General features: G+C 43.8%; 15 protein-coding genes. All 15 read left to right on the forward strand.

Going from position 1 to position 20,226, the window contains the following annotated elements; translation table 11 throughout:
- Positions 1-4 precede the first annotated feature (4 nt).
- The 15 genes from BM100_RS06195 (at position 5) to tssF (ending at position 20,219) form a co-directional block, all read left to right on the forward strand.
- Positions 5-2,602, forward strand: coding sequence for a DUF2169 family type VI secretion system accessory protein (locus BM100_RS06195; protein WP_092508996.1), 2,598 nt, complete (start codon positions 5-7; stop codon positions 2,600-2,602).
- A complete protein-coding gene (locus tag BM100_RS06200) occupies positions 2,599-3,666 on the forward strand; it encodes a pentapeptide repeat-containing protein (RefSeq protein WP_092508998.1) in 1,068 nt (355 codons plus the stop codon). Before BM100_RS06195 ends, BM100_RS06200 begins: the two co-directional genes overlap by 4 nt.
- Before the next feature lie 14 nt (positions 3,667-3,680).
- Complete coding sequence (locus BM100_RS06205) at positions 3,681-4,313, forward strand: DUF3540 domain-containing protein (RefSeq protein WP_092509000.1); 633 nt, start codon at positions 3,681-3,683, stop codon at positions 4,311-4,313.
- 12 nt (positions 4,314-4,325) lie between these two features.
- Positions 4,326-4,721: a DUF4150 domain-containing protein gene (locus BM100_RS06210; protein ID WP_092509002.1), complete on the forward strand. Its 396-nt coding sequence runs from the start codon at positions 4,326-4,328 to the stop codon at positions 4,719-4,721.
- A 211-nt stretch (positions 4,722-4,932) separates the two neighbouring features.
- Positions 4,933-5,466, forward strand: a complete 534-nt coding sequence (gene tssJ, locus BM100_RS06215) for a type VI secretion system lipoprotein TssJ (protein WP_092509004.1) — start codon at positions 4,933-4,935, stop codon at positions 5,464-5,466.
- The gene (tssK, locus tag BM100_RS06220) at positions 5,459-6,805 is read left to right on the forward strand and encodes a type VI secretion system baseplate subunit TssK (protein ID WP_092509006.1); all 1,347 of its coding nucleotides are present in this window, start codon (positions 5,459-5,461) and stop codon (positions 6,803-6,805) included. The genes tssJ and tssK overlap by 8 nt, the downstream gene beginning before the upstream one ends.
- Before the next feature lie 9 nt (positions 6,806-6,814).
- A complete protein-coding gene (locus BM100_RS06225; protein WP_092509008.1) occupies positions 6,815-8,032 on the forward strand; it encodes a DotU family type VI secretion system protein in 1,218 nt (405 codons plus the stop codon).
- A 21-nt stretch (positions 8,033-8,053) separates the two neighbouring features.
- Complete coding sequence (gene tssM / locus BM100_RS06230; protein WP_092509010.1) at positions 8,054-11,695, forward strand: type VI secretion system membrane subunit TssM; 3,642 nt, start codon at positions 8,054-8,056, stop codon at positions 11,693-11,695.
- A 30-nt stretch (positions 11,696-11,725) separates the two neighbouring features.
- A complete protein-coding gene (gene tssA / locus BM100_RS06235) occupies positions 11,726-12,799 on the forward strand; it encodes a type VI secretion system protein TssA (RefSeq protein WP_092509012.1) in 1,074 nt (357 codons plus the stop codon).
- 225 nt (positions 12,800-13,024) lie between these two features.
- The gene (gene tssB / locus BM100_RS06240; protein WP_092509014.1) at positions 13,025-13,573 is read left to right on the forward strand and encodes a type VI secretion system contractile sheath small subunit; all 549 of its coding nucleotides are present in this window, start codon (positions 13,025-13,027) and stop codon (positions 13,571-13,573) included.
- Between the two features lie 3 nt (positions 13,574-13,576).
- Positions 13,577-15,079 carry a type VI secretion system contractile sheath large subunit gene (gene tssC, locus BM100_RS06245; RefSeq protein WP_092509016.1) on the forward strand — a complete coding sequence of 501 codons (1,503 nt, stop codon included), beginning with the start codon at positions 13,577-13,579 and terminating at the stop codon, positions 15,077-15,079.
- A gap of 153 nt (positions 15,080-15,232) precedes the next feature.
- Entirely contained in the window at positions 15,233-15,718 is a 486-nt protein-coding gene (locus tag BM100_RS06250) for an Hcp family type VI secretion system effector (RefSeq protein ID WP_092509018.1), read from the forward strand.
- A gap of 121 nt (positions 15,719-15,839) precedes the next feature.
- Positions 15,840-17,696 carry a type VI secretion system-associated FHA domain protein gene (locus BM100_RS06255; RefSeq protein WP_244590580.1) on the forward strand — a complete coding sequence of 619 codons (1,857 nt, stop codon included), beginning with the start codon at positions 15,840-15,842 and terminating at the stop codon, positions 17,694-17,696.
- A gap of 63 nt (positions 17,697-17,759) precedes the next feature.
- Positions 17,760-18,314 carry a type VI secretion system baseplate subunit TssE gene (locus tag BM100_RS06260; protein WP_092509020.1) on the forward strand — a complete coding sequence of 185 codons (555 nt, stop codon included), beginning with the start codon at positions 17,760-17,762 and terminating at the stop codon, positions 18,312-18,314.
- Between the two features lie 30 nt (positions 18,315-18,344).
- Positions 18,345-20,219, forward strand: coding sequence for a type VI secretion system baseplate subunit TssF (gene tssF / locus BM100_RS06265; RefSeq protein WP_092509022.1), 1,875 nt, complete (start codon positions 18,345-18,347; stop codon positions 20,217-20,219).
- Positions 20,220-20,226: the final 7 nt, after the last annotated feature.

Below are 20,226 nucleotides of genomic sequence, written 5' to 3' on the forward strand. Positions count from 1 at the left end.
CCTAATGAAAATCATTAAGCCACTGCGTCTAAGCATACTTTACCGGCCTTATCGCTGGTTGCAAAAAAACCATCTTGGGGTCTCAGTCATGGCACTGGCCGATATGGGTTCATCTCCGCGCCTGCGCCCGGAAGCAGAACTCTGGCAACTGGCAGAAAATGAGTTAAAAACCTGCAACGGCATTATCGATTTGGCAATACCCAAGCCCTGCGCTGAATTTTTGGCGACAGGATACGCCTACAATCATCATCAAGATAATAAAAGCGCGTGTACTGCACGCATCCAAATTGAACGATTGGATAAATCCTTGGCAGTTTTCGGTAATCGTTATTGGATAGATGATAAGCCATCAAAACCCCAGCCTTTTGAACAAATGCGGTTGGATTGGAGTCAGGCATTTGGTGGTGAAGGCTATGAAAACAATCCACACGGTATCGGTTTCAGGCCGGAAGAGCTGACGGAAGGGATAAAAGTACACCGCTTGCCCAACATAGAAGTGCTGCACAAGCGCTTAATGTCGCAACGCCAATTGGCATCACAGGAAGAAACTCCCACTCCGGCAAGTTTTTGCCCTCTGGATATTGCGTGGCCGAGTCGTTTTAGCCGTATCGGAAAAAAATACGATAAAGAGTGGCTGGAAAATGAATTCCCTGGTTTTTCCCAAGATATCGATTGGCACTTGTTTAATGCGGCCCCCAAAGATCAATGGTGGGAAGAAAACACCGCCCTGCCAAAGCAAGCCAGATGGCGCATCTGGAATATGCATCCAGAGAAACCCATGCAAGAAGGCATCTTGCCCTCATGGAACGCGCGTTGTTTTATCAAAAGGCTGCGCCTTGATGAAGAGGTTTTTGAAGAAGTCGCCATGCGCAACACCACGGTATGGTTCTTCCCCCATTTAGAACAAATGATCCTGATTTGGCAAGGCAGCGCACGGATCAATGAAGATGATGCCAAGGATGTCCTGCAAATGGTATCCGCGCTGGAGTTGCATGACAGCCCCCGCCCGCAAAGCCATTATCTGCAAGTGCTTGAGCAGCGTATGGATAAAGAGAAAGGGGTTTTGTACTCATTTCGGGAAAAAGACCTTATTCCCGAAGACATTATTGGCACATGGTTGGATACAGAGTCCGCAGAGAATAATTCGCCCTTGCAAACAAACTTACAACATCTTGAAAAACGCATTCGTGAGCAGCAAAAGGAGCGATTGGCGGAATATGGACAAGATGCCAATGCATTTATCCAGCCTGAGAATGATCCATCAGCCAATGCCAAGCCGCCCAAATTGGACGAACTGCCGGAATTTGTGGCAAAGGTTGAACAAGATCTCAGCCAAAAGCGTGCAGAGGCTGAACTGAAACGGGCAGAGATGATTGCTATGGCCAAAGAGCAAGGCATTAATGTCGAAAAATCGGCTACCAAGCCTCAGGTTCGGGGGCCGGAAAGCCTGCAGCAGATGCGGGATATTTTGTACCGGCAACACCTGAAAGAAGAGATAGACGATAAAACGCTTGCTCAAATCGAACAATCAATCCATTTAATGTACCTTTCTTCAGCACAATCACAGGCACCTGCCTTGCGTCTGGCCAGCAATTTATCGCAGATCATTCGAAAACGGGCTGAAGAAATCATGTTGCAAGGCGGAGATTTCAGCGAAATGGATTTTACCGGCGTGGATTTGTCCGATATGGATCTGCGGGGAGCCAATTTCACCCGAACCCTGCTGGAAAATGCCTGCTTGAATCGCTGCCAACTGGATGGCGCTAACTTCACCGAAGCTATGTTAGCCAGAACAGAAATCTGTGATTCATCATTACGTGGCGCAAAATTGGATAACGCCAGTTTGGCACTGGCTAAATGTGAGCGGAGCGATTTTTCTGCCGCCAGTTTTGAGCAAACCCAGTTACAAGAAACACGATTTACTCATTGCCGCTTTGAGAACGCCCTTTTTTCAGGCTTGCTCCTGCAACAAATTTTTATTACGCAGTGCGATTTCTCTTATTCCCAATGGAAAGAGTCTAATTTCATGGAACTTGAACTGCCTGCGCTCAAATTTAATCATGCAAATTTAAATAAAGTCTCGTTCATCAAATGCAAACTGAAACAAGCGGTTTTTGACCATGCAGAGATGGAAAGCTGCTCTTGGGTAGAAACACAGCTAAACGGAAGCCAGTTTCACTCAGCCAAGCTATTGACCTGTGCATTTGCCATGGACAGTGAACTTAATCAGGCAAATTTCAGCCATGCCACATTGACCGAATGCAATTTGCGTCAGATGCCGCTGGTTAAGGCTAACTTCTATGCGGCCACGTTGAACAACAGTGATCTCAGTGAAGCTGACTGCCAGTCAGCCGATATGCGGTATCTGAATGCGCCAAAGAGTATGTTTATTAGAACTGATTTCCGTCATGCCTTACTCAATAAGGCCAATTTGATAGGTGCCATTATGCAGAAATGCAGCTTCATCGGCACTGATTTACGGGAAGCCAATCTCTTCCGTACCGATATGTCTCAATCTATTTTCGATAACACAACCTTAATTACCCATGCTTACATCAATCGAACCAAAACCTTGCCAAAACGAGATAAGGAAGTGATATGAGTTCACTCACAGCAGATGAGTTAATGGATAAAATCAAACAAGGTGAAATTATTGAAAAAGTGAATTTGCAGAATCTATCACTGACTGGATGTGACCTATCTGGAGGGATTTTTAAAGATGTCGATTTTTCGGGCACTGATTTTTCTCACGCTCAATTTAAAGAGTCTGTTTTTACTGAGTGCCAAATAGAAGAAGGCATTTTCCATTCAGCTATTTTTGAACAAAATATTTTCGAAAGATGTAACTTAATCCGCTCGACTTTCAATGAAAGTACATTGGCAGACACCGTCTTTAATCAATCTGTGTTAAAAAAAACACAATTTACCGAAACAAAACAAAATAATATTCAGTATGTGTCCAGCCCGCTGCAATATGCAGTTTTCAACCACAGCCAACTTGACCGAGTTCTATTTTCTGATTCAAACATGGATCAAATGACGCTGAATAATAGCCTGCTCTCTCTGGTGACTTTTTTTCGCCAAGATCTGCGCAAAACCAGTTTTTATGCCAGTGAATTCAATAAAACGATTTTTTTTGAATGTGATTTGCGCGATCAGGATTACCACAAGCAACAATTTAAAATGTGCCAATTTACTGATAGTAAGCTTGATAAAGTCAATTTCAGTCACGCCATATTGACGAATTGCAATTTCAAGGGCGCGACTCTGCAAGATGCCATATTAACTAATGTCAACGCCACTCAAGCGTTATTCCCCGAAGCTGATTTAACTCGGGCTTGTTGTAAAAACAGTGTGTTTGAACAGGCTATTTTTATCGATGCATGCCTTGAGGCCGCTGATTTCCGTTACAGCAAATTACCTATGGCAATAATGCACAAAATCAGTGCCGAGAACGCACAATTTACAGGCTGTGATATGCCTTATACCGATTTTTCTTATGCAAACCTCAACAACTGTGATTTCCGTGCAGCCCGTTTCATGAGGACACAGTTTCATCGGGCTAAACAAGTTGGAACCCTGTTCACTGACCGAGAAGGCATTCTGGAAAATGATCCTGAATTATTCGCGGCTGAAGAGTGGAGCATGCAACGTAATAAGATTTAATCAGGAGAATCAAGATGACGAAACCTTCTTATGCGCTTTCGCAATATCCCTTTACAACCTCCCTGACTACCGAACCTTTACAGCAAATGACCGGGCAAATCATCAGCATTCATCCTGATGGCAGCTTTATGGCGAAGAGCAAAAACAATCGTGGCTGGCATTGCCGCCGCGCTGCAAGCTGCCTCTTGACGCCAGAGATGGGAGATACCGTACTGATCACAAAAATTGAAGATAATCTTTGGGTTTTAGCCATATTAGAGCGGGCAACCCAACAGGGTGTGGCTGAAATCAGCGTTCCCGGCGATTTAACTATTACTTCCCCCGGAAATCTGAGCATGAACAGCAATGGGCTGAATATTACGGCTGACAACGGCAACTGCCATATCAAGGAAATGAAATACAGCGGAGAATCACTGTCTGCCTGGGTATCCATTACTCGTCTGGTCGGCAATCAATTTGAATCCCTCTGGCAAACCGTAACCCAATTGAGCAACCGGTTATTTCGCCATACAACACAAACAGAAAAAGTGCATGCCGGTCAATTGGATATGCAAGCAGACAATTATGCCCGATTGCATGCCCAACAAACTATCGTGACAGCAAAAGCCATGACCAAAATAGATGCTGAACAGATTCATATCGGCTAAGGGGAAAAAATCATGTATGCCAATACGCAAGGTGGTGGACAAGATTTCGCAACGCCCGATGTTTGCTTGACTCCCTCCGGGCCTACACCGGTACCCATGACATACCCCAATACAGCGCAAGGCACAATGGGCGCCCCCGGAATGTCGAATATCATGTTTGCGGGTTGTCCGGTACATAATATGACCACGAACATTACCTTAACAACAGGAGATAGCGCAGGTGTTAATCTCGGTGTGACTTCCGGCACCGTAATGGGACCATCGCGCCATACTGCGGGAGCAACTTCCGTGTTAGTCAAGGGTTCCCCCATTACACGAGTGTCGAGTCCAACCATGCAAAATTCAACTAATGCTCCTGGCTCCCGTACTTCACCCAGTCAAACCAAAGTCAGTATTCTAGCCTCCTGATACTGGCTATTTGACGGATAACCATTTTCTTTTTTTTGCCGTACCACTTTGCCACCTAAATTTGCCACACAAACTGTTTTCTTCATAAACAATAAGTCAGACCTTAAATAATCTGGCGGGCATGATGACACTTCATTTTCTCCGGAGAAATAACATTACAAAAAATAGGTTAAAAACGATCAAATGGTCGAGCAAGAGGCTAACCCCAGTAATGTCTCTGGCAGTTATTTCTCTGATAACAATATCTCTGACCATTATCACGGGTTGTTCATCTTCATCATCACAACCTAAGTTGCCACCTTATAAAATCATCTTCAACACTGCTTCAAACATGAATAATTCCGCCCCATTGAAAATGCATGTTCTTTTGTTGAAATCACGTGAGGAATTTATGTCTGCTGATTTCTTTTCTTTACAAGGAAAAGATAAGGCTGCATTAGGCGATAAATTGGTCAATGAAACCCAGTTTTTTCTCCGCCCTTCTCAGCCAACCTATTGTGTAATGGAAAAAAATCAATCAGAGGCCAATTACATAGGCGTTATTGCCGAATATAGCCAATTGAACGGTAAAAAATGGCGCATTGCCTTTCCCGTTCCCATACCTGAAAAGCCCTCTTTTTATGAGTTCTGGCGTTCTTCTCCTGACGAACTAAATCTATGCGTTAAAGTCACCCACAACGGCTTAAGTGTCATTAAAGAATGTAACTTGAGTTGTACAGCAGAGACTGAAGAGAACAATGAGTAAATCAGAAAAAGTTATCTGGACAGAAGGTATGTTTTTGCGTCCCCATCATTTCCAGCAGTCTGAAAGCTACCTGGAAGCTTATATCCGCAATTGGGGCCAGGCACAAATTCCTTACTATTGGGGGTTTTTGACCCTTGAATTAGATCAAAAATTACTTAACCAAAGTAAGATAAAACTTTCCTCAGCCAGCGGCATTTTCCCAGACGGAACCCCGTTTAGCTTTGATGCTGCCAATGCCCCAATGCCTTTGCAACTCGATGAAAATCAGACAAATATTGATGTGGTTCTGGCTCTGCCGACATTTCGGCAAGGAAAAGAAGAAGTGATTTTCAGTGAAAGAAATGACTCGCTGGCACGTTATGTCAGCTTTGAAGTTGAAGTTAATGATTTCAACGCCATGTCAGTCGGCAATGCGGCAATACAATTTGGTAAAATGCGTTTACGTCTGATGCTGAAATCAGATTTAACGCCGGAATGGACAGCACTCAGCATTTTGCACGTTGTAAACAAAACGAGTGACAAAAAACTTCACCTCGAACCGCTGTTTATTCCCCCTTTGCTCAATTGTCGTGCCAGCCCGCAAGTTGTCAGTTTTATCAACGATATACAGGGATTGCTGGAACAGCGTCGCCAACAAATCAGCCAGCGGTTATTACAGTTGGGAAGCCGCAACGATTCTGAAATCATGGACTTTCTCCTACTGTCACTGCTAAACCGTTATAGCGGTCAGGTAAGCCATGCCCAGAATTTATCCTTACTGCATCCTGAACGTTTATTCAGTGATTGGCTGCAATTTGCCACCGAACTGGCGACATTTTCCCAAGACAGGGTTCCCGAAGATAATTTACCTGTCTACGATCACGACAACCTGACTCAATGTTTTAATCAGCTCATGCTCCAGTTGCGTCAGGGATTATCAATCATTCTGGAAGAACAGGCTATCCAACTGCCATTGACGGGATATTCCCATGGCTTGAATGTCGCGACATTGCCTGATGCCAATATGATACACACCTTCAGCTTTATTCTGGCTGTCCATGCTGACATCGCCAATGATGTATTGATGACCAGTTTCCCCGCTCAAATGAAAATATCTCCCGTTGACCGCATACGTGAATTGGTGCAATTGCAATTACCCGGGATTTCACTGCGGGCAATGCCGTCTGTTCCCAGACAAATTCCCTGGCATTCTGGTTACGTCTATTTCGAATTGGAAAAAGAGGGCGAGTTGTGGAAACAAATGGAGAAATCCGGAGGCTTTGCGTTACACCTGGCAGGTGAGTTCCCAGGTCTGAGCATAGAGTTCTGGGCTGTCCGCAATCAGGAAAAATCAAGGTAAGCGAAGCCTATGATGCAGGAAAAATTAAAAACTGAACAAAAAATACAGGTTGATGATGCCAACCCCAATCCATTGGTTTCTGCCGCCAATCCATTGTTAAACAGCATCCCCCAGATCCGGCATTCGGTTGTTCATCCTGACCCAGCTAACTTAAGGCAGCAACTTATCAACGAAATCCGGCATTTTGAAGTCCTTTGCCAACAAGCCAATTTACCTTATGAAATGATCATTGGCGCACGCTACTGCTTGTGTACCGCATTGGATGAAGCGGCTGCACTGACGCCGTGGGGACTGCGCAGTGTCTGGTCTGGCAATGGATTGTTGGTCACTTTCCATAATGAAACATGGGGAGGAGAAAAATTCTTCCAGCTATTGGCCAAGTTATCGCAAAACCCCAAAGAGCATATTTTTCTGTTGGAGTTGATTAACTTTTGCCTGCAACTGGGTTTCGAAGGACGCTACCGAGTCATTGATAACGGGCGCACTCAACTCGAAACAGTAAAGCAACGTTTGTTCCAATTGATACGCTCTAACCGGGGCAATTATTCAGTTGGGTTGTCCCCCAAGGCGCACACCGCTACCGTACCGAATAAATCTTGGCGATTTTCCTTACCTCTCTGGGTTATTGCTGCAATCTTAGGTTTTTTGCTGTGTATTTTATATATCGGCTTGAACTGGCGACTGAATAATATAATCAACCCCGTTCTGGCAAAAATTTATCAAATCACTCTCCCCAACGTGGAAGAAAATAATCCGGCATTTCAACCCATATCTGGATCAACGCCACTCAGACTGAAACATATATTGAAAGAAGAAATCGATGACGGGCTATTGAATGTCACCGATTTGCCTGACAGAAGCATAGTGACATTGAAGGGTGACGGCTTGTTCAGTAGTAGCTCTGCCCAAATCAAAAACCAATACTTGGTTATCATCAGACAAATAGCTGAAGCAATGAATAATATTCAAGGCAAAATTTTAGTTGTCGGGTACACCGATAACATACCGGTTCACCGCAGCAATTTTCGATTTTCATCTAACAGGGCCTTATCGCTAGCCAGAGCCAGATCGGTACAAAAAGAACTTCAACGTTATCTGAATCAACCAGAAAGGGTTCATGCTCAAGGAAAAGGAGCCGAAAATCCTATCGCTCCCAATGATATTCCCAGTAATCGGGCCAAAAACAGACGAGTCGAAATTACATTATTAACTTCTCCTGTAAATTAAACGATGTAAGGAAACGAATACATGCTGAATGCACTCCTTTCTATCATCACCAGCAGATTGATGTGGAGCTTTCTCTCAATAACAACTATTTCTGCTATTATCTGGTTTTTAGGTCCCATTATTTCCATCGGCAATAACGTTCCCTTTAAATCAGATTTAATACGAATAATTACTATTGCTTGTCTTGCTGTTCTGTGGCTAATAATCAAATTGGTTCCTCGTCTTTATCGATTATGGTTCAATAAAAAAGTCGAGAAACAATTCAGTATTAATCAGGAAAAAAAAGAAGAAAAAAAACCAGATGAACCGGTCATTACATTAGCGGAACGTTTTGTTAATGCGATAAAATTATTGAAAAAAGCCTACTTTTCTGGCTTGTACAATAAAAACAAACCACACTGGATCAACGTTTTCAAACGCCAATACATATATCAATTACCTTGGTATCTGGTTATTGGTGAAAAAAACTCGGGAAAAACAACCGCGCTGGCAAATTCAGGCTTACACTTTTCACTGACTGACTATCTTGGCAAATCTGCGCTGTACAATAGGTACAGCAAACAGGCTACAGATGATTTTAACTGGTGGTTTACCAATAAAGCAGTCCTGCTTGATACCGCCGGACGTTATACCACACAGGACAGTTCGCCTTATCAAGATGCCAGTGAATGGAAAAAACTTATCCAATTATTGAAAAAGTACCGCGCCCGCCAGCCCATCAATGGAATTATCATCACAATCAGCGTTGAAGACTTACTGGAACCATCAAGTAATATTCGGGATAAAAAGGCCTATATACTGAGCAAGCGGTTATCTGAGTTACATGAACAATTTAAAATACAGCTACCTATTTATATCTTCATCACAAAAACAGATTTACTGAAAGGATTTACGGCTTATTTCACCCATTTTGACAAAAAATCACGCGAACAAATTTGGGGTTTTAATTTCCCTTGGGGAAATAAAACCAACTGTAATTTGCATGAAATCTTTGAGCAAAAATACAGTGAATTACAACTGCGACTGGAAGCTGAATTACCTTATATTCTCCTGAATGGGCACAATTCGCGGCAATGTGCGGAAAGTTATCTTTTTCCACAAGAAATGGCATCCTTGCGTCCCCTTCTTGGGCAATATCTTGAAATCGTATTTGCCAAATCAGGATTTGAAATACCGTGCTATCCACGCGGGTTGTATTTTACCAGTGGAATGCAGGAAGGAATGACATTCGACAATGTCATGGCGGATTTGAATCAAAAATTCCAACTGCCAATAGATAATGATAGTAATGCCATGTCATGGGGAGATGAGAAAGGTATTATCCCTCCTCCACCAGCCAGTCAGTCTTATTTCCTGAAAAACTTGCTGGAGAATATTTTTCAGGAAGCAGGAATAGCCGGTTATAACCGTTGGTGGATATACCGCAAGCGCCTGTTGGATTTATTGGGATACATTATCCTGCTAGCAATCGTAATTTTTATAGGTCAGTTATTTTTAACCAGCTATAACAACAATCGCCATTACTTGACAGAAATACAAAACAAACTTCCGACGGTTGTTCGCCAAGGAAATGAATTAAAAGGCAATGACGACAATATTTATGCCTTGCTCCCCATTTTGAATACACTGGCCAAGTTAGATCAAAGCCCAGATTTCTCTTTGGATAACCCCCCATTATCCTACCGCATGGGGTTATACACCGGAGTACAAATCAGTGATGTAAGTCGTCCCCTATATAACAAGGCACTAAAAAGTTTGTTACTGCCCAAAATAGCAAAATTAATTACAAATCAACTGAATGCTGAAAATGGTGGAGATATAGAGAACACCTACAATACGCTGAAAGCCTATCAGATGTTATATCAGCCTAAACATTATGACGGAAAATTCCTGCGCAATTGGGTCATGCAATATCTGGAGACTCATCAGGATGTGGATGTAACGCAAGTACAATTGCAACAAATGAATGGACATCTCAGCCGATTACTGGATAAACATGCTGTCATGTCACCCTTTCTTCGTGATGACAGACTCATTAAAAAAAAACAGATAACCATCAGTCAAACGCCTCCGGCACAACGCGCTTATAACTATCTGAAAAGCAAATTGCTGAATGATCCAAATTTACCTCCAGTGAATCTGGTAACGCTGGCCGGCCCCCAAGCTGAATTGGCTTTCTCAAGCACCGAAGATGTACCGGGAATGTTTACGCCAGCGGGTTATAAAAAGGGAATGAATCAAGATCTCAATACTTATCTTACTACCTTGCATTCACAGGATAATTGGGTACTTGGCAGCTACGCGAAGATATTGACCGCAAAAGAAATCAAATCCTTTGTTAACCAGTTCTATATCAATGACTACATCAATTACTGGGATAAATTTCTGGCAAGCATTCAGTTGAACAATGTGAGTAATCTGGAGCAAAGAATCAGTACAGCGCGCTTACTTTCTGGCGATAACTCACCACTGCGCAGTCTTGTTATTAATATCAGCAAAAATGTGACATTGACTAATTCTATGCTCAATAGAAATGCCCCTGCGGCTAAACAGCTCGATGGCATCGTAAAAAGTAAAGCAGGCAAACTCTCACCATTAGTTCCCGACAACATCATTTCCAAGCGCATATTGCCGAGCAACCCGCAAGATATCGCAGGAAAAACACTGGAAGAGCATTTTGCCCCACTGACTGTATTGGCGAAAAGCCCGGACGGAAAGAACAAGGTGATTCCTTTTGACAGTACATTGAAACAAATCAATGACTTATACCAACATCTCAACACCATACAAAGCGCCATCAAAATGAGCATGCCTTTTCCAGTGAATAATATTATTACTCAACTGCAAGCCTCGTCTGAACGTCTGCCGCAGCCGTTCAAGAACATGATTTTCTCACTGGCTGTCGGGGCCAGTAGCGATACCCAGCTCACTGACATGAAGAATGTCGCCAAAAATCTCAGTGCAGAAGTCGGCAACTTTTGCCATCAGGCAATTGCCAATCGTTATCCGCTGATGTCTAGAGCCAGACATGACATCAAGCCTGATGACATGGCCCGGATGTTCGCACCCACAACGGGCTTAATGGACAGTTTTTTCCAGAAAAATTTAATGGGTAAAATCGACATGACTGAATCGACATGGCAGTTTATGCCGGGAATTGACGGCAAGCCCCTGCCGGGAGGGGAAGCATTACTCAAGCCATTCCAGCAGGCTCAGGTTATTCGCAATACCTTGTTTGCCAATGGCACTCCTACTCCGTCATTTCATGTTATGGCACGCCCAATCAGCATGGATAACAATATATTGAGTATGACACTCGATGTAGATGGACAAAAATTGCAGTATAGCCACGGCCCGCAAATCTCACAGCTCATCAATTGGCCCGGCCCCAATAAAACCAATCAAGTTCTCATTCAATTGAATTTAAGTGACGGCACAACTGCAAATTTATCCACTTCCGGCTTTTGGGCACTGAACCGACTGCTGAATCACGCAACACAGATCCAACACAGTAAAACCAATGCTGATAGCTCCGCCATACAGGCAACATTCAACATCAATGGCCATAATATTTCGCTGGAATTTACACCAACCAGTATTTTTAACCCGTTCCAGCTCCCTATTTTCTCTTGTCCGGATAATTCTGTCTTTAAAACCGCCTAATTAACCATCTCAAAGTGAACTGAAAATATCATGAATATTGATGAGTTACTTACCCCGATTAGCCCGGAATCTCCTTGTGGAGACGATCTGGAATATGATGATGAATTCTTGGCGATAGAGCGATTATTAGTCGAAAAACCAGAGCAACAGTTTGGCGATGTCATCATTCCGGCTGAGCCACCCAATTGGGGGCAAATCGAGAAAAAAGCCACAAAACTACTCACCCGAACTAAAGACCTGCGCATCATTATCGCCCTCATGCGCTCATGGCTGAATCAGCGTGGTTTAGGGGGTTATGCTGACGGATTGAACTTACTGCGCCAAACGCTGGAAAGATATTGGGTAGATGTGTGGCCGAAATTGGAATTTGATGGCGAGTACGATCCTTTACTGCGCCTGAACACACTGGCAGCTATCGAAGACGGCTCTCCCAGTACCATTACCGCCCAGTACTCTCTTTTACTGAAAGATGTTTCGAGCGAACTGACATTTCAGGAAGCCTATTCACTCCTGAGTGGTACCGTGACAGAAGTCAGCAATTATTCTGGTGGGCGCAGCAGACTCGTCGAAGAGCTGCAACAAAAACACGACTCCCCTGAAATTCAGTCCATCAAAGCGGTTCATGAGCACCTGACCGCTCTGCTTGAAATTATTCGCGATAATTTATCTGCCGGCCATATGCCCGTGTTGCCGCAATTTATGAAGCAGTTGGAGACCATCATTGAATACAGTTCGCCTCCTGAGGAAATCGATATTGCAGGTGATTCTGACGAATTAGGCATGGCTGAACTCCAATCGCTCATGCAACCCGGCACGGATTTGGAGCAAGCCGCTTCATCAATAATGTCAGGCGGTGTGCCACTGTCCCTGTGGAAAGCCCTTGAAGTCAGTAATCGTGATGAAGCGCATATGTTATTGGAAAAAGTTAAAAATTATTTTCTCCAACATGAGCCCAGCCATCCTGCGCCCATGATGATTCAACGTGTCCAGAGGCTGATTCACAGTGATTTCATGGACATCATTCATGATCTTGCTCCCAGTGGTTTGGATCAATTGGAAGTCATTTTTGGCCATGCCAGCCATTCTGATACGGATATGGACTAATCATTTATTGTTTAAATTTATGTTGTTATTCCCCGCACATTGCATTTATCCAACAGCGTCATTCTCAATACCTTTCACATTACAGCCAGTAAGACCGTAGCGTGAAATGTAATGGGACATACAACTTGAGAGTTACAAGAAATATTAACTTACCTACATATACCCAATAGGTTTTAAGTTTTTGTGACTTAAAAATCGGGTATAGCCAATAACGGAGAACTTGTCATGAAATCCAGCGGACAGAAGTTTATAGCCCGAAACCGCGCTCCACGCGTGCAAATTGAATACGATGTTGAACTTTACGGTTCAGAAAAAACGGTTCAATTGCCCTTCGTCATGGGTGTTGTCGCTGATTTGGCCGGAAAACCTGTAGAGGCCTTGCCCGATGTCAGTGACCGCAAATTTATGGAAATTGATGTTGATAACTTTGATGAGCGTATGAGTTCAATCAGTCCCCGTGCTGCCTTTCAGGTTGATAACACATTAACAGGGGAAGGAAAACTGAACGTCGATTTAACGTTCAAAACAATGGAGGATTTTCAACCCGATGCCATAGCCAAGAATGTAGAGCCTTTGGCCAAGTTACTGGAAGCACGTGTCCAGTTGGCAAACCTGCTGTCTTATATGGACGGTAAAAGCGGCGCAGAACAACTGATTTCCGAAATATTGCAAAACCCAGCCCTATTGCAATCCTTAGCGGAAGCCCCCAATCCTGAAAACAGTGCTTCAGAAGAAAACGGAACTTCAGACGACAGCACAAACGATAAGGAATAATTCATGAGTACAACTGAACAAGATGCTTTGCTTCAGCAAGAACAAGTATCTAAAGAGTATACCCCTGATGAACTCAGCACTCTGCTGAACAAGGAATTCCGTCCGCAAAGTGACCAAACGCGCAATGCCGTTGAGTCTGCAGTCAAAACGCTGGCGCAACAGGCATTGGAAAATACTGTCACTGTTTCTGGAGATACTTATCGAACCATCCAGTCATTAATTTCGGAAATTGATACCAAGATATCTCAACAGATGAATCACATCCTGCACAATCCAGAGTTTCAAACGCTGGAAGGCGCATGGCGGGGATTGCATCATCTGGTCAGCAACACTGAAACCGATGAAATGTTGAAAATTCGGGTTATGTGCCTGTCCAAGAAGGAATTGGGCAGCACCCTAAAACGTTTCAAAGGGATCAGCTGGGATCAAAGCCCAATATTCAAAAAAATCTACGAAGCCGAATATGGTCAGTTTGGTGGCGAACCCTTCGGTTGCTTAGTAGGGGATTATCACTTCGACCATACCGCCCCCGATGTTGAACTTTTGCGTGAAATGGCACAAATCAGTGCGGCAGCACATTGTCCCTTTATTTCCGGTGCAGCGCCCAGTGTGATGCAAATGGAATCCTGGCAGGAATTGGCCAATCCACGCGACCTGACCAAAATATTCCAAAATACGGAATATGCGGCTTGGAGCAGTTTACGGGAATCTGAAGATTCGCGTTATATCGGTCTAACCCTCCCGCGTTTCCTTTCCCGCTTACCCTATGGCGCCCTGACCAATCCTGTCGACAGTTTTAATTTTGAGGAAGAAACTGACGGCCCGACCCACGATAACTACACGTGGTCGAATTCCGCTTATGCGATGGCCGTTAATATTAACCGCTCATTTAAAATGTATGGCTGGACGACCTCCATCCGTGGCGTGGAATCCGGTGGGATTGTGGAAAATCTGCCTACCTATACGTTCCCCACCGATGATGGTGGCGTGGATATGAAGTGCCCGACTGAAATTGCCATTAGCGATCGCCGTGAGGCAGAACTGGCAAAAAATGGCTTCATTCCATTATTGCACCGTAAAAACACCGACATGGCTGCGTTCATTGGTGCCCAATCTTTACAAAAGCCGGCTGAATATTTCGATCCTGATGCGACTGCCAATGCGAACTTGGCTGCCCGCCTTCCCTATCTGTTTGCCTGCTGTCGTTTCGCCCATTACCTGAAATGTATCGTACGCGACAAAATTGGGTCTTTTCAGGAACGTGATGATATGGAGCGTTGGCTCAACAGTTGGATCATCAATTATGTCGATGGCGATCCGGTTAACTCATCACAAGGCACCAAAGCGAGAAAACCGCTGGCAGCAGCAGAAGTCAAGGTCGAAGAGATTGAAGGCAACCCCGGCTACTATCATGCGAAGTTCTTCCTGCGCCCGCATTACCAACTGGAAGGTCTGACCGTATCCCTGCGTCTGGTTTCAAAATTACCCTCACTGAAAGGAGCTTAAAGACCCTTTTTTCAGTCAATATTCTAATAAAAGCCTCACCCTTAATTTTTAGCTGGACACATCTATCTCTACCCTTATCTCTACCCTTATCTCTACAAGCAATATCAACATATCTTTATTTAAATTAATTCAACTCTATTAAGGTGAAAAACTATGTCTACAGGTACTGATGCATATATCCAATTTTCAAGTATCACAGGTGAATCAAAAGATGAAAAACACTCAGGATGGACAGCCGTCAGATCATTCTCACTTAACCTGACTAACTCCGTTAACCGTAACAGACAAACTGGTGGTTTGGGTGCGGGCCTCGTCGGCGTCAGTGATCTGGTTGTCGATATTGTTTTTGATAAATCAGCTATTAGCTTGCGCCAATATCTTGTCAAAGGAACGCATATTAAGGACACTAAACTGAATATACGTCGTCAGGGTGGAGAACAAGAGCCTTGGTACGCCTTAGAGTTGACAAACGCTCTGATGGCAGATTCCAGAGTTGTTTTTGGTGACGGCTTCTTCCATTCTCAAATTGTCATCGCGTTCCAAACATTCAAAGAAAGTTACTTTCCTCAAAAAGATGAAGGTGGTAAAGACGCTGAAATCCACTACAAATGGGATACCTTCACCAATAAACTTGAATAATATTTGTAAAAACACATCAACTAACCCCCTTTTCAGGGGGTTAGTTTCTCAATTATTACTAGCTGCATTTCTGTTTCTATCAACAAACATTTCTATCAACAAACAATAGGTATCCATGATTATGCGGTTCACCATTGTTAAGAATTCAGGTACAGATCAACCAGCACAACTGAGTTACGATTTTACTCCGCCCGGCGGCACTATCGGTCGCAGTAAAGATAATAACTGGGTTTTGCCTGATGAGGAGTTATCGATTGCCCGGTTACAGGCCATTGTGTCTATTTCGGCTGATGGCGAGTGTTGGATTAGTAACCGCGGTTCTTCCTCTGAGATTTTGCTCAATGCGATGCCGTTGAGAGCTGAAAGACAGGTTGAAATTCGTGATGGTGATACGCTGAAGATTGGCAATTACCAGATTCAAGTCACTGACATAGCCCAAAATGCACTGGCACCAGAAAATAATGTCCCCAAAAACCATAGTGAAACGGAAATTCCCAATGGAGTGTGGGAAAATCTCGAACATATGTTCACAACTTCCATTACATCGACTAACCAGGCCGTTTCTGACTCATCTATTGCTGATCAACCTATTTCTGATCAATCCATTAATGAACAGACGATTTCCGGGCAAACTGCGATTGATCATACTGCATCAGTTCAAATTCCCCACCATCAAACAATGCAGGAATTGAACAACAATAACCCGTTGATAAAAGAACAACAAAGTCATGAGCGCAACCCCAGTGATCCACTGGCACACATTGAATCAACAACCGATCTTGAGGCTCTGCAATCAAGGTCAACTGACCCGATGTCAATGTTCAATTCAGATGCGACCTTCCAACAAGAAAGTATATTCAGTAATAATACGCCAACGACACTTGTTCAATCCGACAGGCAGCTTGATAAACAACATCAACAACAACCCGAAAATCAAGATGTCGATAAAAAAAGCGTTGACCCACTTGCGCTGTTTTCTGATACGCATACACGAAATACCCATGAAAATAATCCCTTGAGTGAAATGTTGGACAACGCTGTCCCCCTGAATTCACCCGATGACACCCCAATGACAGAATCTCAATCTACTTTTGAACCTACACCCAGTACTTCCCTATTTGATAACCCTGTTTCCGGCTCCAGCCAGACACAACTCTTTAATCAAGACACATTTATTCACGATACTTTTACCCAGAATGCCTTTACCCAAGATACACCCAGCCAAACATCTTCTTTGCCCCCTTTGTTTGCAACAAAAGAAAAATCAACGGAAAACGAACCTTCAGGAGCATCAGAGGCAGGAACCCATCTTTTTCATGAAAATGGTGATAATAAAGCAACGATTGCCAAGCCAAAGGAGAGATTGCCTGAGGCAGATTTGATTGCGGCATTACTTGAAGGAATGGGGCTGCAAAACTTGAACAAGCTGCCAATCGATAAGCAACTCATGTACCAGCTAGGCGCATGCATTAATCAGCTGGTTCAAGGGATCATGACTCTCAACGCGTCACGCAACTTGTTTAAGCGCAAATTAAAATTAAATGCAGGTACAACGTCAACCTCGCCGGATATGCAAAACCCGTTTGAACTGCTGCCCTCGGCTCAATCAGTTTTATCACTGATAGTGAACCATATCCCTGGTTTTATGCCACTTGAGCACGCAACCCACGATATTTTAACCGAATTACAGGCTCATCAAGCAGGAATACTTGCCGGAGTACATGCCGCAGAAGAAGAGATATTGCATTTATTCCATCCCGCCCTGCTTGAACAACAAGCCCAAGATGAAGGCCGCTTGCCACGCCTATCGTTATCATCAACCCATAAAGCCTTAATGTGGGATTACTTCATCAAACATTACCAAACAGCAATCAATCAATCTGAATTAGACTCCGTTCTGCTTGGTAAAAATTTCCTGCAAACTTATGAAACAGAAGTTGAAAATTATAAGCACGGCCAAAATAAAGATTCAAAATAACATCTAGTTAGTTGCATTTCTTCCATCACTCTTCCCATTTTCACAACGACAAATAGGTAACCCATGAACGACAATATCACTTTGCTCCATGGCGGTTATCGTAACCGAAGCAACACAACTCGCATTACTGCCAAAGACAGGATGCAGCCTTCTTTGCTGGATAAGCTCACAGATGACGCCCCCCACAAGAAAAAGGAGGCTATGAATAACTATCTATTGACGCACAGCGCCTTGCGGCAAAGTGTCATGAGGGATTTACAATGGCTGCTCAATAGTATCAACAGTGAATCAGAGCAAGATCTTTCCCCTTATCCTGAAATCCGCAATTCTGTTTATAACTTTGGCCTGACTCCCCTGGCAGGTAAATGTATTTCTGAAGTCGAATGGGAAGATGTCCAACACAATATTATCACCACTATCCGCATATTTGAGCCGCGCATTATTCCAGATGGGCTTGAAGTGAATCGCATTACTGATGCCAACGCATTGATTTTATACAACACACTACCGATAGAGATAAAAGGATTTTTATGGTGCGTTCCCTGGCCCCTTGAATTCCAGTTTTACAGTGATGTCGATTTAGAAAATGGTTATTTCACCATCAGAGAAGTCGGCTAAGGTCAAGGTAAAAAAGATAAAGGAGCAGCCGTGGACAGTAAACTGCTTGAATATTACAACCGAGAATTAGTGTATTTACGCGAATTGGGTAAAGAATTTGCAGAGCGTTACCCTAAAGTCGCCAATCGTCTGGGAATGCATGGTATTGATGTTGCGGATCCTTATGTTGAGCGCCTGATGGAAGGATTCGCTTTTCTGACATCCCGCGTTCAGCTGAAAATGGATGCCGAATTTCCACGTTTTTCCGAGCACTTGCTGGAGATGCTCTATCCTAATTATCTTTCCCCGACTCCGTCTATGGCTGTCGTAGAACTCCAGCCTGATACCAGCAAAGGAGATATCAGCCACGGATTTTTAGTACCCCGCGGAACACTCATGCACTGCCAGACATTAAAGAAAGAAGGCATTACGTTCCACTATGCCACCACACAGGACGTCACCTTACAGCCCTTGCACCTGCAACACATTGAGCTTGGCAAGATCCCGGCCAATTTGCCATTGGTGGCGCTCGATCTACACCAACATGGCGCTATCAGTGCCCTTCGCATTCATTTGAGTTGCAAAGAAAAATTCTTCCTCAATGAATTAGATCTCAACAAGCTGATATTTTTCCTTTCAGGGCCAGATATTCAATCCCAACAATTGCTGGAGCTGATTATGGAACATACTGTCGGCATGGTATGCCAGACTCTGGGTGATGATCCCCAGTATCAGGTTTTGCCCGATATTTTCCCTCACCATGAAGGATTTGATGATGACCAGTCGTTGTTTCCCAACGACTCGCGTAATTTCAGTGGATACCGGCAGCTTCAGGAATATTTTGCTTTTCCGGCACGTTTCCAGTTCTTTAGCATCCAAGGGATGGGATCTTTATTAGAACAGACAAACGAAAAGAACGAATTTGAATTGATTCTATTGCTGGATAAGATCGATGCAGATCTGGAAAATTTGGTGGATGCATCTTATTTAACTTTAAACTGTACTCCCGTCATTAATTTATTCTCCAAAGTCACAGAACGTGTCATGGTGAAAGAAAACACAAATGAATTCCATTTAGTTGTCGATAACACCCGCCCGTTGGACTACGAAATTTTTTCAGTGCAACGTTTACACGGCTCTGACGTCAAACGCAAAGATATACAAGTCTTCAAGCCTTTTTGGTCAACGTTCAGCAACGATAAAGAAAATTACGGCGCTTACTTTTCCTTGCGCCGCGATCCCCGGATTTTGTCTGAACATGCGCGCCAATACGGAACGCGATCCAGTTATATTGGTACAGAGACTTTTGTTTCTATTGTTGATGAACACCACTCTCCATGGCCCAATCAGCTTAAATTCCTGACGGCTGATGTCATGTGCACCAACCGTGATTTATCGACAATCCTGCGCCAGCAAGATCTCGACAATTTCACTATGCTGGATTCCATTCCCATCAACCGAATTGTTTTTCTCAAAAGACCGACTATCCCGCGCCCGGCCTTAGCCCAAGGTTCTGCTTCCTGGCGCTTGATAAGCCAGCTCCAGCTTAATTATTTAAACTTTATGGATAAAGATAATGAGCAAGGCACTCAGGCATTGCGGCAATTATTGAGCCTTTATGCAAACCTCGCCGATCCGGCCATCGTCCGCCAAATTAATGGAATACGTCACTGTTCATTAAACACGGTCTACCGGCGGGTTCCTGAATCCGGCCCGATTGTTTTTGCCCGCGGAGTCAGTATCCGGCTGGAAGTAAATGAGCAGGAATTCGCAGGAACCAGTCCTTGGCTATTGGGCAGTGTGCTGGAAAAACTCTTTTCCCATCTGATCACCATGAACTCCTTCACTGAAATGACTTTATACAGCCAGCAACGTGGTGATATCGGTTTTTGGCCTGCCCGCATGGGTAACAAGACATTAATATAAAAAACAT

The organism is Xenorhabdus mauleonii, from assembly GCF_900113945.1.
Taxonomy (GTDB): Bacteria; Pseudomonadota; Gammaproteobacteria; order Enterobacterales; family Enterobacteriaceae; genus Xenorhabdus; species Xenorhabdus mauleonii.

What these genes read in the sequence shown, in the direction of transcription:
- BM100_RS06195 (WP_092508996.1), top strand. Translation starts at nt 5, where the DNA reads ATGAAAATCATTAAGCCACTGCGTCTAAGCATACTTTACCGGCCTTAT.
- BM100_RS06200 (WP_092508998.1), top strand. Translation starts at nt 2,599, where the DNA reads ATGAGTTCACTCACAGCAGATGAGTTAATGGATAAAATCAAACAAGGT.
- BM100_RS06205 (WP_092509000.1), top strand. Translation starts at nt 3,681, where the DNA reads ATGACGAAACCTTCTTATGCGCTTTCGCAATATCCCTTTACAACCTCC.
- BM100_RS06210 (WP_092509002.1), top strand. Translation starts at nt 4,326, where the DNA reads ATGTATGCCAATACGCAAGGTGGTGGACAAGATTTCGCAACGCCCGAT.
- tssJ (WP_092509004.1), top strand. Translation starts at nt 4,933, where the DNA reads ATGTCTCTGGCAGTTATTTCTCTGATAACAATATCTCTGACCATTATC.
- tssK (WP_092509006.1), top strand. Translation starts at nt 5,459, where the DNA reads ATGAGTAAATCAGAAAAAGTTATCTGGACAGAAGGTATGTTTTTGCGT.
- BM100_RS06225 (WP_092509008.1), top strand. Translation starts at nt 6,815, where the DNA reads ATGATGCAGGAAAAATTAAAAACTGAACAAAAAATACAGGTTGATGAT.
- tssM (WP_092509010.1), top strand. Translation starts at nt 8,054, where the DNA reads ATGCTGAATGCACTCCTTTCTATCATCACCAGCAGATTGATGTGGAGC.
- tssA (WP_092509012.1), top strand. Translation starts at nt 11,726, where the DNA reads ATGAATATTGATGAGTTACTTACCCCGATTAGCCCGGAATCTCCTTGT.
- tssB (WP_092509014.1), top strand. Translation starts at nt 13,025, where the DNA reads ATGAAATCCAGCGGACAGAAGTTTATAGCCCGAAACCGCGCTCCACGC.
- tssC (WP_092509016.1), top strand. Translation starts at nt 13,577, where the DNA reads ATGAGTACAACTGAACAAGATGCTTTGCTTCAGCAAGAACAAGTATCT.
- BM100_RS06250 (WP_092509018.1), top strand. Translation starts at nt 15,233, where the DNA reads ATGTCTACAGGTACTGATGCATATATCCAATTTTCAAGTATCACAGGT.
- BM100_RS06255 (WP_244590580.1), top strand. Translation starts at nt 15,840, where the DNA reads ATGCGGTTCACCATTGTTAAGAATTCAGGTACAGATCAACCAGCACAA.
- BM100_RS06260 (WP_092509020.1), top strand. Translation starts at nt 17,760, where the DNA reads ATGAACGACAATATCACTTTGCTCCATGGCGGTTATCGTAACCGAAGC.